The 14706-nt window shown below is 68.1% G+C and carries 10 protein-coding genes; 5 read left to right on the top strand and 5 right to left on the bottom strand.

Features of this window, described 5'->3' with window-relative positions; genetic code table 11:
• Window positions 1-34: 34 nt before the first annotated feature.
• Window positions 35-1720: a VanW family protein gene (locus AAFP35_RS01200; protein ID WP_419219686.1), complete on the bottom strand. Its 1686-nt coding sequence runs from the start codon at window positions 1718-1720 to the stop codon at window positions 35-37.
• Between the two features lie 279 nt (window positions 1721-1999).
• Window positions 2000-3310, bottom strand: coding sequence for an acetyl-CoA C-acetyltransferase (locus AAFP35_RS01195; protein WP_419219685.1), 1311 nt, complete (start codon window positions 3308-3310; stop codon window positions 2000-2002).
• A 132-nt stretch (window positions 3311-3442) separates the two neighbouring features.
• Between AAFP35_RS01195 and AAFP35_RS01190 the strand changes: the two genes are divergently transcribed.
• Together AAFP35_RS01190 and AAFP35_RS01185 are read left to right on the top strand one after the other, a co-directional pair.
• The gene (locus AAFP35_RS01190) at window positions 3443-4798 is read left to right on the top strand and encodes a 3-oxoacyl-ACP reductase (RefSeq protein WP_419219684.1); all 1356 of its coding nucleotides are present in this window, start codon (window positions 3443-3445) and stop codon (window positions 4796-4798) included.
• Entirely contained in the window at window positions 4798-5685 is an 888-nt protein-coding gene (locus AAFP35_RS01185; RefSeq protein WP_419219683.1) for a MaoC family dehydratase, read from the top strand. Before AAFP35_RS01190 ends, AAFP35_RS01185 begins: the two co-directional genes overlap by 1 nt.
• A 242-nt stretch (window positions 5686-5927) precedes the next feature.
• On the opposite strand, the gene AAFP35_RS01180 is transcribed toward AAFP35_RS01185, so the two are convergent.
• Together AAFP35_RS01180 and AAFP35_RS01175 are read right to left on the bottom strand one after the other, a co-directional pair.
• On the bottom strand, window positions 5928-6542 hold the full coding sequence (locus tag AAFP35_RS01180) for a TetR/AcrR family transcriptional regulator (RefSeq protein WP_419219682.1): 615 nt from the start codon (window positions 6540-6542) through the stop codon (window positions 5928-5930).
• Between the two features lie 128 nt (window positions 6543-6670).
• On the bottom strand, window positions 6671-7876 hold the full coding sequence (locus tag AAFP35_RS01175) for a glycoside hydrolase family 3 N-terminal domain-containing protein (protein WP_419219681.1): 1206 nt from the start codon (window positions 7874-7876) through the stop codon (window positions 6671-6673).
• A gap of 29 nt (window positions 7877-7905) precedes the next feature.
• On the opposite strand from AAFP35_RS01175, the gene AAFP35_RS01170 reads away from it, so the two are divergent.
• Genes AAFP35_RS01170 through AAFP35_RS01160 form a run of 3 tightly spaced genes read left to right on the top strand, consistent with a single transcriptional unit; the run spans window position 7906 to window position 13131 of the window.
• Entirely contained in the window at window positions 7906-8448 is a 543-nt protein-coding gene (locus tag AAFP35_RS01170; protein ID WP_419219680.1) for a universal stress protein, read from the top strand.
• Between the two features lie 28 nt (window positions 8449-8476).
• Window positions 8477-8677, top strand: coding sequence for a DUF2613 domain-containing protein (locus tag AAFP35_RS01165; RefSeq protein WP_419219679.1), 201 nt, complete (start codon window positions 8477-8479; stop codon window positions 8675-8677).
• Entirely contained in the window at window positions 8674-13131 is a 4458-nt protein-coding gene (locus AAFP35_RS01160) for an alpha-(1->3)-arabinofuranosyltransferase (RefSeq protein WP_419219949.1), read from the top strand. The genes AAFP35_RS01165 and AAFP35_RS01160 overlap by 4 nt, the downstream gene beginning before the upstream one ends.
• A 3-nt stretch (window positions 13132-13134) precedes the next feature.
• Here the strand turns inward: AAFP35_RS01160 and AAFP35_RS01155 are convergent, their stop codons facing one another.
• Window positions 13135-14535, bottom strand: coding sequence for an acyltransferase family protein (locus tag AAFP35_RS01155; protein ID WP_419219678.1), 1401 nt, complete (start codon window positions 14533-14535; stop codon window positions 13135-13137).
• Window positions 14536-14706: the final 171 nt, after the last annotated feature.

Below are 14706 nucleotides of genomic sequence, written 5' to 3'. Positions count from 1 at the left end.
CCTATCGAGCGTTCTATCGCTCAGTCCAGAGGGGTCACCTGCACGTCACCTTGGGTTCCGGGTCGTACTTCACCGTGCGCGTGTGGCGGGAGACTTCGGCACCCGACCGCGCGTCGGTGATCACCCGGGTGTTCGACGTGGTGAACCCGCGGCTGCCGCTCGACGCGATGCAGTCGTCGCCCTTGGGCAGGGTCTTCGACGGCGGATCGGTGTAGGCGCTGCGCTCCCCCGTGAGCGACTGGACCTCCACGGTCTTGGTGCTCCACATTCGCACCGTCACCGACGACGGATCCCAACTCGTCTCGATGTAGATGCCATGCCGGGTGTTGTTGCGGAACGCCAGATCGATGGCGCCTTCGAAGACCGTGGCCTCCCGCGCTTCGGGGTAGCGCGAGATGTAATAGGAGTGCTCGGTGTGGTCGACGTCCTCGAGACCGGCGAAGTAGGCGGCGTTGTAGAGGGTCGTCGCGAACTGGGAGATACCGCCGCCCACGGCCTTCGCCGCGCGCCCGTGGTCGATGATCGTCGAGTCCACGTACCCCTGAGCCGCACCGCGTGGCCCGGTATGGGTGTTGAGCGAGAACGTCGCACCCGGACGGACGAGAGCACCGTCTACCTCCGCGGCGGCAAGGCGGATGTTCTCCCCGGAAGCGCTGGTGAAATCCGAGGTGGTGAACTCGCTGACCACCTCACGCACACCGAGCTTGTGCGCCGCAGCGGTGTCGAGCCGGGGGCGGACCGGCCGGTAGGCCACCTCGGCGACGCGGTCGGCGGCCGGATCGTCGTCGACCGCGGCCGACGACATCGATGCCAGAGTCGCAGGCCAATCGATCCGCGTCCCGTCGCGGGACGGCACCACCACCGGCGTGCCGGTACTCAGGGAGAAGGTCGCATCGACGGCACGGTGTTCGGTGCGGGCCAGCCTCGGAGCGAGCAACGAACGCGCACTGTCCTGGTCGATCACAGGCCTGAGGCCACCGTTGCCGTCGGGACCGAACCGCAACATCTCCCCCAGCCGAGCGGGTTCGATCCGGACGGTGGTGCGTTCACCGGTCACGGTGAGCGGTGCCGAGGTCGCGCGGGCCGCCGGTCCCGCGACCGTCTCCTCGACCACCTCGGCCGAGACCGTCGGCGAGAAGTCTTCTGTCGGAAGGTCGATCGCGTCTCCGTCGAGCCACTCGCGGGCAAGCGTCGACGTCGCGTCGTCACGTGCGACACGTTTGCCGGCCGCGGGCATGTCCGCGGTCGGGGTGCCGTTCACGTAGTGCACACCGCCCTCGACGGCAGCTTGTTCCAGTACCGGACGTTGTGTGTCCAGCGCGCGGTCGAGAGCGTCACGCTCGACCGTGACGACGGGTTCGACCGGACGCGAGGCGCCGAACAGCGCGGCGATACGGGTGAGCGGGTTCCGCGGCTGTTCGAGCAGCCGCGCCCGTGTGGCCTCGACATCGAGGTTCAGTCCGAGTTCGGCGGGCAGCGTCGTGGCGGCCCCCGACGGTGTCCGCAGCCGCACCCGCTCGGTGGCCCGATCCGCCAATCGATCGGTGACCGCGTCCACCTGCTCGGCGTCGAGATTGCCCGCGTCGATGCCGGCGATCACCGTGCCCCGACCGCTCTTGTCGAAGGTGAGCAGGAGATCCACGGCGAGGGCGATCCCCACCGCGGCGCACACACCGATCACGACCCGTAGCACGACACGCGCGGACGGATGGATGCTCACGGGACAACCCTACGGGGGACGACTGCAGGACCGACGCCGACCGATCGGGCGCCGAAAAGAAGGCGCCCCGACCGAGCTGCCGGGTCGGGGGTCTGGCAGCTCAGCCGGAGCTAACCGTTATATCTACGCTATTTTCGGTCGCGTTACATACTTCCGACGAAGAATTTTCGGCGAGTGTGATCGGATCGTTGCCCAACAGCCCCGGCCCGGGCGACCGACATCACGCGATCACCGCAGGTCCGGGGCTGTTTTGGTCGATTTGAGATGGTTCGGCGCCGGTTAGCCCTCGATGATGGCCGTCACACCCTGTCCGCCGGCGGCGCAGATCGAGATCAGCGCACGGCCACCGCCGTTCTCCTTGATCGTCTTGGCTGCCTGCGCGACGATGCGCCCACCGGTGGCCGCGAACGGGTGCCCCGCGGCGAGCGACGAACCGTGCACATTGAGCTTCGACCGATCGATCGGGCCGAGCGCCTCGTCGAGACCGAGCCGCTCCTTGCAGTACTCGTCGGACTCCCACGCCTGCAGCGTCGCGAGCACCACCGACGCAAACGCCTCGTGGATCTCGTAGAAGTCGAAGTCCTGCAGGGTGAGGCCGTTGCGCGCCAACAACCGCGGCACCGCGTAGGTGGGAGCCATCAGCAGGCCGTCGGGACCGTTGACGTAGTCGACGGCCGCCGTCTCACTGTCGACCAGGTACGCCAGCACGGGCAGCCCCTTGGACTCGGCCCATTCATCGCTGGACAGCAGGACCGTCGAGGCGCCGTCGGTCAGCGGTGTGGAGTTGCCCGCGGTCATCGTGGCGTCGCCGAGGGAGACACCGAAGACCGGCTTGAGCTTGGCGAGCTTGTCCACCGACGAATCCGGCCGCAGGTTCTCGTCGCGGGTGAGACCCATGAACGGGGTGATGAGGTCGTCGAAGAAGCCTTCGTCGTAGGCGAGCGCCATGTTCTGATGGCTGGCCGCGGCAAGCGCATCCTGGTCGGCACGTTTGATGCCGAACTCCTTGGCCGTGATCGCCGCGTGGTCGCCCATCGACATCCCGGTACGCGGCTCACCGTTGCGCGGGATCTCGATGCCCAGCTTCGGCAGCAGCTTCACCGCGGCGAGCAGCTGATCCTTCGGGCTACGCGCGCGGTTGACCTCCAGCATCTGACGCCGCATCGGCTCCGAGACACCGATCGGTGCGTCGGAGGTGGTGTCCACCCCGCCCCCGACCGCGGCGTCGTAGCGGCCCGACGCGACACCGTCGGCCACCGCGACGATGGCCTGCAGACCGGTGCCGCAGGCCTGCTGCACGTCGAACGCAGGCGTGTAGGGCGAGAGAGCCGAGCCGAGCACGCTCTCACGGATGAGATTGAAATCTCGCGAATGCTTGAGGACCGCGCCGCCCGCGACCATGCCGAGCCGCTCGCCCTGCAGGTTGAACCGGCTGACGAGGCCGTCGAGTGCTGCGGTGAACATCTCTTGGTTGCTGACCTTGGCATACGACTTGTCCTGGCGGGCGAACGGGATTCGGTTGCCGCCGAGGATCGCGACCGGACGCAGGCTGCGGGTCTTGGACGAGGCGTTCTTTGGTGTTTCGGCCACTTCGAACTCCAGGGGTCTAGTGCGGTATCTGTAGAGTATTCTTACTCTTGAGTAAGTTCGTTGTCGAACGGCGCTCACGTGAGCGTCGTCGCACATCCACTCGACCTGCCGTAAAGACTGAGGAGAACTCCCGTGGCAGCAACTGGCCTGTACTCGAATTTCGTCCACTCCGCACCCGGCGCCTTCATCGCCAAGCAGGCCGGGCTGCCGGTTCCGCCGACGCTGCGGCGCTACAAGCCGTCCGAACCGGCCCTGCCCGGCCCGGTCCTGCTCGGCGGTGTCGGCCGCCTCGTCGAGCCGCTGCGCGAGATCCTGTCCACCCCCGACTACACGCTGATCCAGAACGCGACCAGCGGTCGCGGCGCCGACAAACTCGGCGCTCTGGTCTTCGACGCCACCGGGATCACCTCCCCGGCCGAGCTGAGCCAGCTGTTCGAGTTCTTCGGACCGCAGATGCGCTCCCTCGCGCCGTGCGCCCGATTGCTGGTCATCGGCACCACCCCGGAGCTGGTGGCCGACCCCAATGAGCACATCGCCCAGCGTTCGCTCGAGGGCTTCACCCGATCGGTCGGCAAGGAACTGCTCAAGGGCGCGACCGTGCAGCTCGTCTACGTCTCCCCTGATGCCAAGACCGGCTTGACCGGACTCGAGTCGACCGTCCGCTTCGTCCTCTCGGCGAAGTCGGCATTCGTCGACGCCCAGGTGATCCGCGTCGGGGCCGCCGACGCGACCGCACCGAAGGACTGGGATCGTCCGCTGGAGGGCAAGGTCGCCGTGGTGACCGGCGCAGCGCGCGGCATCGGCGCGACCATCGCCGAGGTTCTCGCCCGTGACGGCGCCCACGTGATCGCCGCCGACGTCCCGCAGGCGGGTGATGCGTTGTCGGAGACCGCGAACAAGGTCAACGGCACCGCGTTCCCGATGGATGTCACCGCCGACGATGCCGGCGCCAAACTCGCCGAGCACGTGCTCGAACGCCACGGTGGCGTCGACATCATCGTCAACAACGCAGGCATCACCCGCGACAAGCTGCTCGCCAACATGGACGCGGCCCGCTGGAACGCCGTCATCGCGGTCAACCTCATCGCCCCGCAGAACCTGGTCAGCGCACTGTTGGAGAAGGGTGCGTTGCGCGAGGGCGGCGCCGTGATCGACGTGTCGTCGATCGCAGGTATCGCAGGCAACCGCGGTCAGACCAACTACGGTGCCTCGAAGGCGGGTGTGATCGGTCTGGTCGACACCTACGCGCCGATCCTCGCCGACAAGGGCATCACGATCAACGCAGTCGCACCCGGCTTCATCGAGACCAAGATGACGGCCGCGATCCCGCTCGCGACTCGCGAGGCCGGCCGACTGATGAGCTCTCTGCAGCAGGGCGGCCAAACCGTCGACGTCGCGGAAACCGTTGCCTACTTTGCCAACCCGGCGTCGAATGCGATCACCGGTAACGTCGTCCGCGTATGCGGGCAGGGATTCCTGGGTGCGTGATGGGTAAGACGATCACACTGCCGAGCGCCCCGAGTACCGCCGAGGTGTACTCCAAGGCCGTCGGTGCGATGCTGCCGGTCGTCGGCAAGCCCGCGAAGGTCCGGGCCGACGCCACCATCCCGGACCGGCACTACCGACTCGCCGATGTCCGGGTGGATCCCGAACAGCTACACGCGTACACACGGGTGACCGGCCAGCGGTTCGGCGCCGTTCTCCCACTGACGTATCCGTTCGTGCTGCAGTTCCCACTGGCCATGAAGGTCATGACCGACAACGACTTCCCGTTCGGTGCGGTGGGTTCGGTGCACGTAGAGAACAGCATTCACCGGCTACGACCGATCGGTGTCGACGAGCCACTCACCATCGACACCCATGCCGAGAATCTGCGTGAGCACCGCAAGGGCCTGCTCATCGACATGGTCAGCGAGATCAGCGTCGGCTCGGAACTCGTGACCACCCAGGTGGCCACGTTCCTGAAGCAACAGCGCACCAGCCTCTCCGACGAACCCCGTGGACCGGCCCCCAAGGAGATCGCACCGCCTCCGCCGGATGCGATCGTCTCGGTCGATCTCGGACGGATTCGCCAGTACGCGGAGGCATCCGGCGACCGCAACCCCATCCACATGGGCAACCTGCCGGCCAAGGCATTCGGTTTCCCCCGTGCCATCGCACACGGGATGTGGAGTGCGGCAACCGCTGTCGCGAACATCGAGGCCCAGCTACCCGACGACGTCACCTACACGGTGCGTTTCGGGAAGCCGATCCTGTTGCCGGCCAAGGTGAATCTCTATACGAGGCGGATTGACGGAGACGGCAATTTCGACATGTCGATCCTCGATCGGCGCAAGGGGTATCCGCACCTGACCGCGACCACTCGGGGCGCCTGAGTCACTCGCTCTCCGCTGAAGGAGGAGCCGTTTCGAGGTTCTTCCGCCCGAATTGCATCGTCCCCCGCAAGTTTGCGGGGGACGATTGCATTTGTGGGGGAAGAACACTCCGGCCGATTCGATCGGGTGGTCGAAAACCAGTGCCGGGCAACCTGAATCCGGTTTCGTAGTAATAATCCGCACATAGCGCGGATTATTACTACGAAACCGGATTCAGTTCGGACGCGAGGCAGGCGGCGAGGTCAGTCGAGCGGGACGTCGGCGGTACCGACACCCTTGAGGCCACGCCAGGTGATGCCGACAAGGAGGTCGGTGGCGGTCTCAAGGTCGACGTCGCCCTCGGTGATGCGGTCGGCGACGGCCTCGCCCGCACCGACGAGCGCGACGGCGGTGAGCTCGAAATCGATGTCGCGAGCACCTTCGACGGTGGTGCCGGCACGGATCAGCTCGGTCACCATCTCGGTGACGCGTTTGCGGCTGTCGGAGACGAAATGCGCAAAGCTCTGGGTGCCGACGGCGACCCGGTACAGCACTTTCCACGACTGACGGTGCTCGTCGACGTAGCGCAGGAACTCCTTGACCACGGTGCGGGCCTGGTCGCGCTGCCGTAGCGACGGGTTGAAACCGACGCTCATGGCGTCGATGAACCGACCGGACTCACGTTCGATGCATGCGCTGAACAATTCGTCCTTGGACCCGTAGTAGAGGTACAGCATCGGCTTGCTGATCTCGGCCTCGCCGGCGATCGCGTCCATCGATGCCTCGCGGAAACCGTTCTCCGAGAACACCTTGACCGCGGCATCGAGCATCTGTTGTTCCCGCACCGCACGCGGTAGCCGTTTCGTCCCGCCGGCCATGCGCACCCCTCCTCGAACACCTGCCGGGCGTAGCAACGCCCGCACCCGTCTGGGTGCATGTCGTTCGACATTACCGGATTTCTTACCAGGCGGTAAGTTTCCGACGGTTCAGCAGGGGTCGATCTCGATCAGCAGTGCAGAACACCCTTGGACCGCAGGATGCGCACCACCGACCGATCCACCCGGTCGACGGACAGACGATGCTGCGCGACCTCCGTCTCGAGAGCGTCGAGCACCGACGGCACCCGATCTGTCGCCAACCACAGCGCGACGTCGGCGCCGGCACGGATCGCCATCGGCACGGCCTTCTCGATCGGATACCGAGCGCTGATGGCGGCCATACCGGACAGATCGTCGGTGAACACGACACCGTCGAACGGTGGACCGTTGTAGCCGCGGCCGGCGCGCAGCATGCCGATGGCCCGCGGGCTGATGCTGGCCGGTGTCTCCGGCCCGGTCAGCCCGGGAACGATCAGATGTCCGACCATCGCCGCTGCATCGCCCGGGTTCTGCAACAGATTCCGGAACGGCACCAGATCGCTGTTCTGCAATGACGATAGCGGCGGCGTGACGACCACGCCGAGGTGCGAATCACCCGAACCGTGGCCGTGGCCGGGGAAGTGCTTGTAGACCGGCGTCACCCCCGCATCGGACAGGCCGGCCGCGAAGGCCCCGCCATATTCGGTGACGACCTGTGGATCGTTGCTGAAGGAACGGTCGCCGATCACCTCGTCGTCGGATTCGTCGCTGACGTCGATGGACGGCGCGAAGTCGACGGTGATGCCCAGATCGCGCAGCTGTCGACCGATCGACGCCGCCACCCCACGCACCTGCTCGGGCGTCTTGGTCTGGGCCAGCACACGCGGTGACGGACTGTCGATACCGAGTTCGGACAGCCGCGAGACACGACCCCCCTCTTGGTCGACGGTCACCATGAGCGGGATCGGACTGTTCCGGGAGATCCGGGCGGCGGCCCCGCTGGTGAGGATCGACTTGTCGGTCCAACTGCCGACGAAGATGCCACCGATCTGTTCGGACGCCACGATCGACTGCGCGTCCGCGGCCCCGGTCACGCCGACGACGAGCATCTGGGCGAGTTTCTGACGCAGCGTCATCTTGTCGAGCTGTTCGTCGCCGCATGCGGCCACAGGTGTGGCCGCAACACTCGACGACGACGGACTCGTCGTCTCGCTTCGCAACGCCGACGTCGTGGTGGTTCCGGCGGTGTCCGACGACTCCGACGACGCGCACCCGACGGCGGCGACGCCCACGATCGCGACCATCGCCGCCGCCAGCGCGCCACGAACACGAAACCCTTCCCGAGATGTGCCCATGGGTCGAGTCTGGCATGTAACCTGGGGCAATGGACGCGGGGTTCAGTCCAGACGGGTCCGAGCCGGTGCCTCCGAGCAGCGGCCACAGTCTGATGATCGCCTACGACGGCTCACCCAATGCCGACCGCGCCATTCGCTACGCCGGTAAGTTCCTGCAGGCCGGGACCACCTATGTGGTGACCGCCTGGGAGCCCGGCGGCATGTCCCCCACTCGCCTGTCCGCTCTCTCCGGCGGGATGCAGCCGTTTATCGACACACGTCTGGAATCCGGCGTCGACCAGGCGTTACGCGACGAAGCAACCGTCATCAACAAGGGCGGCGTGGAACTGGCAACGTCCGTCGGTCTGCACGCCAAGGGGTCGCTGGTGGAAGTGGAGTCGACGGTGTGGGGTGCGCTGGTCGCCGCGGCCGACACCCTCAAGGTCGACCTCCTGGTGACTGGCACCCGCGGCGAGTCGGGGCTGAAGGCCCTGCTGCACTCGAGCGTCGCCGAACACGTTCTCAAGCATTGCAATCGCCCGGTCTTCATCGTGCCGGCCAAATGTGAGCAGCAGCCGCCGGTCACCTTGTGAATCAGAGGCGGATGGTACTTTCGTCGCCATGACCAACAACCGCCTCGTCGCCGGAGCCGTCGCCGGGATAGCCGGCATCGTGGTGGGTCTCGGCGCCGTCTTCCTCGGCGGATTCCTCTCTACCGAGACGAGCCCGTCCACCGACGTCAACAGCGTCAACCCGAACAACGGGTTCGTGCAGGGTTCGGTGGACTACGGCACCCGAGGCGATACCGGGTCGGACAACTGACCGATCGGCGACTGTCGCGCCGCGGCGTCGTCGTCGCGGCGCTCTGTGCGCTGATCATCTCGTTCCTGCAGTCCCCTGGGCGCGTCGCCGCCGACACCAAACTCGATCTCACCGCCGATCCCGTCGGATTCCTCGCGCGCGCCGCACATCTGTGGACGCCCAACGCGCCGATGGGTCAGGTGCAGAACCAGGCCTACGGCTACTTCTTCCCACACGGTGCGTTCTTCGTCCTCGGCGATGTGCTCGCGATACCGCCGTGGGTGGTGCAACGTCTGTGGTGGGCGCTGCTGCTCGTGGTCGGCTTCGTCGGCATCGTGCGTCTGGCAGAGGCGATGCGGATCGGCTCCTCCGGGTCTCGCGTCATCGCCGGCATCATCTTCGTGCTCAGCCCACGGGTGTTGACGACGATCGGGTCGATCTCGTCGGAAACACTGCCGATGGTGCTGGCGCCCTGGGTCATCCTGCCGCTGGTACGGGTCTTCGATCGGTCTGACGGGCGATTGTGGCGTCCGGCCCTGCAGTCGGCGGCCGCCGTCGCTCTGATGGGCGCGGTCAACGCGGTTGCGACCCTGGCCGCTCTCGGGGTCGCGGTGCTGTGGTGGGTGCTGCACGTCCCGGCTCTCCGGGCCGGTGTGCCGACGGCCCGGTGGTGGCGATTCGGCGCCTGGTGGGCGCTCGGGCTCGTGATGGCCTGCGCATGGTGGCTGGTGCCGCTGCTCATCCTGTCCCGGGTGTCGCCACCGTTCCTCGACTTCATCGAGTCGTCGCGGGTCACCACCGAGTGGACCTCACTGACCGAGGTGCTGCGCGGAACCAGTTCGTGGACCCCGTTCGTGTCGCCGGAACGAGTCGCCGGTGCCGTGCTGGTCACCCAACCGGCAGCGGTACTCGCCACCGGGGTCCTGGCCGCCGCCGGCCTGGCCGGATTGTGTATGCGCCACATGCCGTTCCGAGGTCGGCTGGTGACCGTACTCGCGGTCGGGCTGCTGCTCATGTGTCTCGGCTTCGCAGGTGATCTCGGCTCGCCCGTCGCCGAACCGGTGCGGGTTTTCCTCGACGGCAGCGGCGCCGTCTTCCGCAACATCCACAAGTTCGAACCGTTCATCCGCATCCCGCTCGTGCTGGGTGTGGCACATCTGCTCGCTCGGGTTCCGTTGCCGGGTACCGCATCTGTGCGTGAGACGGCGTCGGCCTTCGCCCATCCGCAACGCTCACGCCCGGTCGCGGCCGCGATCGTGATCACGGTCGCGGCGATCGGGGCGGGCTCGTTGATGTGGACCGGCCAACTGGCCCCGTCCGGCACGTATCGCGCCGTGCCCGACTACTGGTCCGCGGCGTCCACATGGCTTTCCGCCCACGGCGATCCCCCCGGCAGCGACGCCCCGACGCGCAGCCTCGTGGTCCCCGGTGCCCCGTTCGCCGATCAACTGTGGGGGCTCACCCGCGACGAGCCGCTGCAACCGCTGGCCGACGATCCGTGGGCGGTACGCGATGCCATTCCACTCACCCCACCGGGCGCGATCCGCGCATTGGATTCGGTGCAACGCGACATCGCCGACGGGCGCGGGTCACCGGGTCTCGCCGCGACGTTGGCGCAACAGGGCATCGGATTCGTGGTGCTGCGTGCCGATCTCGACCCGGACACCTCTCGGTCGGCGCGCCCGCTGGTCGCGCAGCAGGCCCTCGACAATTCGCCCGGCCTCACCCGCGCCGCCACGTTCGGCCCCCGCGTGGGGCCGGGATCGGTGCCCGGTGTGGTGCGTGACAGCGGTTTACGACCGCCGATGCCCGCCATCCAGATCTATGCGGTGCACGCCGACGACACGGCGCGCGGCACCGGACCGTCGCTGGTCGACGCGGACTCGGCTCCGCGTGTCACCGGCGGTCCCGAAGCCCTCGCCGCCGTCCAGGAGCAGCGGGCTCGCGCCGGTCTGCCGCCGCTGGGGCCGGCGATCCTGGACGCCGATGCCCGCCGTGCCGGACTGTCGTCGACGCACGGTTCGATCGTCACCGACACACCCACCGACCGGGAGACCGACTTCGGTCGCGTGGACGACCACAGTTCCGCCATCCGCGCCGACGGCGATCCGCGGCGCACCCAGAACGCCGCCGCCGACTATCCGGTGGACGGCCAGCCCCTGGTCCGCGGACAGTGGCTGCTCGACAACAAGCCCGGGCAGGTGCGCGTCTCCGCATCCGGATCCGCCTCGGACGCCACCCAATTGGGGCAGACCTCACCGGCCGACGCACCGTCGGCGGCCTTCGACGGAGATCCGGACACGGCATGGGTGAGCAGCGGCCTGGATTCGGCCGTCGGCCAGTGGCTGCGCCTGGACTTCACCGAGCCACGATCGGATCTGGCGTTGTCGATCACCACCCGCAAGGCGATCGGCTCCGACGTCTCCGGCATCCTGGTGACCACCGAGGCCGGAAGCACTGTGACACAAGGAGTGGAGCCGGGGGAACCGGTGACGGTGACGGCTCCGAGTGGCCCCACTCACTGGGTGCAGATCCGCGCCATCAGCACTGCGGACGGGAGCGCGGGCAACCAGTTCGCGGTCGGCGAGGTGTCGGTCGCCGATCTGGCCACGCGCATGCCCCTGTCCATCCGGCATCGGGTCGCGCTGCCGCCCCTGCCCGCCGGGACCCGGGTGTCGCAGTGGCTGCTCACGCAGGAACTCGGCGGTCGGTCCACGTGTGTCGCCGACGATCCGGTGGTGCGCTGCGCACCCGGGCTCGGCTTGGCGCCGGAGACACCAGGCATCTTGACGCGTGCATTGTCGGTGCCCGCGCCCGTCGATGTCGAACCCTCGATGATGTTGCGCCCGAAGTCCGGTGACGGCCTTCGCCTGTTGTTGGCCACCGCGGGACAGGTGACCGCCGACGGCCCGTCGGCCGTCGACGACCCGCGCGGCAACGCGGGCGCCGCGGTCGACGGGGACCCGTCGACGACGTGGACCGCACCCGACTCGGCCCGCGATCGACGAAAGTCGGACCCGGAGTTGGTGATCCACCTGCCGCGAGCGCAACGCGTCGATCGGTTGCGGATCGTGGCGCCGGACCGCTATCCGGCTGCACCCCGGCAGGTACTGGTGGACCTGGGCACCGGCGAGCAGAAGCGCGAGGTCGACAGTGACGGCACGGTGATGCTCGATCCCGCTGTCACCGAACGGATCTCGCTCACCCTGACCGAAGCGGCCGACCTCATCGACGTCAACAGTCTCGGTTTCGCCCGCCCCGCCCCTGCAGGCATCAGCGAGGTCGAGATCGGTCCTGCACCGATCCGCCCGCCCGCCGACCGAGTCGTCGAGATCGGGTGTGATGCGGGGATCGGGCTCACGGTGTCCGGTCAGGTGATCGGGATGTCGGTGCGCACCACGATATCCGCGTTGCGGGCGGGCGAGCCGGTGGCGGCACGCCCGTGCTCGCCGACGCCGGTCCACCTCGGCGACGGCGAGCAGGAACTGTCGGCGAATCCGGGCACCGCGTTCACCGTCGAGCAGGTGTCGTTGCCGGTCGTCGGACAGTCGGTGAGTCCGGCCGCACCCGCCGAGCGGCCCGTCGTCGGCGACTGGTCGTCGACGCACCGGACCGTGACCGTCGATGCCGCACACCGCGACCGAATCCTGGTGGTCCCGGAGAGCACCAACCCGGGTTGGCAGGCCGAGGCGGGCGGCGTCGGACTGCGGTCGGTCGTCGTCGACGGTTGGCAGCAGGGGTGGGTGGTCCCGGCAGGCACCCACGGCACCGTGACCCTGACCTACCGCTTCGACTCCCTCTATCGGTGGGCCCTGGGACTCGGACTGGCCCTGATGGCACTGCTCTTCGCGTTCGCATGGTGGCCGCGGCGCACGGAATCCGGCCACCACGCGATCGATCCCGCGCTCTGGGTGGGACCGACGGGCACGCCCGAGCCGGCCGCACCCGAAACCAACGCGAGCGGCGCCCCGGCGTGGTTACCCGCGGTGGCAGGGGTCGCATGGTTGGGTGCGTCCTGGTTGTTGACCGGGTGGTGGGGCCTGGCCGTCTCGACCGCGCTCGGCGGGATAGCGTTGTGGCTCAACGGTTTCGATCTGCGCAGGCGCGCGACGACCGACAGGCAGGAGGATCTGCTCGACGGACAGGCGGATCCGCTCCACCCGGATGAGAACGGCGGACATCCGCCACGGCTGGACCGTCGTCGTCGGGCCGGTGTCGTGCTGGTGTTCGTGGCGATGCTGTTGGCCACCCTGGGTCTCGCGAGTGGACCGTGGCATGCGTCAGGGGGCTACCACGGGTTCTCGTGGTGGGTCCAGCTGCCTGCGCTGATCGCGGTCTCGCTGACCGTCTGGCTCGCCGTCACCGACCTGATGTTCGCCCACCGCGGGTTCACCACGTCCGTTCTTCCCCCTGGTTTCTCATCTTCCCCCGCAAACGTGCGGGGGAAGATGAGAAACCAGGCGGAAGAACCGTGACGGCTAGCTCGGGAGAACGGGCGCGGGCTCGGGCGTCGTAGCGGACGCTGCGGCGACACGTCGACGGCTCTCCCGGACGCGCAGCCACCGTCGGGCCGGTTCCTCGACGAAGGCGTAACTGGCCGCCGACACCCCGATCGTGAGTCCGACGGTCAGTGCCCACACCAGTGGGAAATGTCCGTTGAACGGGACGATGCCGAACAGCGGGAACACCGCCGCGAGAACCGCGAGATGCCAGATGAAGATCCCGTACGACCAGCGACCGAGTGCGAGCATGCCCCGCGATGTGAGGAACCGGAACGACGTCGGAGCACCCGACTCGCCCACAGCACTCCCGACCGCACGCACACCCGACTCACCAACAGCACTCCCGACCGCACGCACACCCGACTCGCCGACATCGCTCCCCGGCCCACTCGCCTCGAGCTCGGCACCGCGGACACCCGGCTCGCCGACATGGCTCCCGGCGCCCGCAGAACACACCAGAGGCGCCAGCACCGCGAACCCGCAGATCGCGCCGAGAACCATCTTGACGGCGAACTGCCAGGCCGCCAGGTCGCCCAGCCCGGTCGGGCCGGCCAGCGGTGTGCAGGCGAGCGCGTAGGCGATCACGAGCACCGCCAGCATCAGCCATCGTCTGGCCCCCACCGCCACCACGGAGCGCACCCAGCGCGGCACCGGACGATGCTCGTCGAGTTCGACGATCCCGGCCAGCTCCGCAAGCACCAGTCCGGCCACGAACCATGGCAGATGACCGAACACCCAGTTCTTGGGTTCCACACCCGCCGCCACCGGCAGTGCCATCGCGACCCACGCCCAGCCGAGGCCCACCGCCCCGAGTCCGAGGAGCACGGGGATGCGCCACAGCACTCGGCCGTCGCGGACCCCACGGGCCCGCAGGCGCAGCATCGAGTACCCGATCAGCGGCAGCAGCGCGTAGAACGCCACCTCGACCGACAGGCTCCACATCTGGGTCAGCCCGGCGGTCAGCGACAGCGGCACGAAGACCTGCGTGAGCGTCAGATTCGCCAGCCACACCGTGAGGTCGGCGTTCTTCGCGTCCGGCAACAACGTCAGCACCACCACGACGACCACGAGGTAGGCGGGCCAGATCCGGATCAGACGATGCGCGAGATACCGCCGCACCGACGGCTTCGCGACGCGACCGTGGGCAGCCCCCACCCAGGGGCGCCACAGCAGGAAACCGGACAGACCGAAGAACAACGCCACGGCCAGATCGAGGCGACCGAGTACCGGTCCGATGATCGGCAACCCGACGGCGCGCGTCTGGAACGCGACGTGCGTGGTGAGCACGCCGATCGCCGCGATCGCCCGCATGCCCTCGAGTTGCGGATAGAACCGGCGGATCTCGTGGGCGACGTCGGGGGTGCGGGTCGTGCTCATGCTGCACGACAGCCTACCGAGCGTGGCCGCAGCGCACGCCAGTCCCGGGTTCGGTGAAGCGCCCGGAAAAAGCGCCCTCCGCTGGCGACCGACTTCCGACGCGCCGACGACACGCCACCGACGCGGGCACAATTCCCGGGCGCAATTCCCGACCCGACCTCGGGGCGGATC

Source organism: Gordonia sp. CPCC 206044, assembly GCF_048537895.1.
Classification (GTDB): domain Bacteria; phylum Actinomycetota; class Actinomycetes; order Mycobacteriales; family Mycobacteriaceae; genus Gordonia.
Note: the sequence above shows the minus strand (reverse complement) of the source record. Positions and strands in the feature narration are given on the sequence as shown.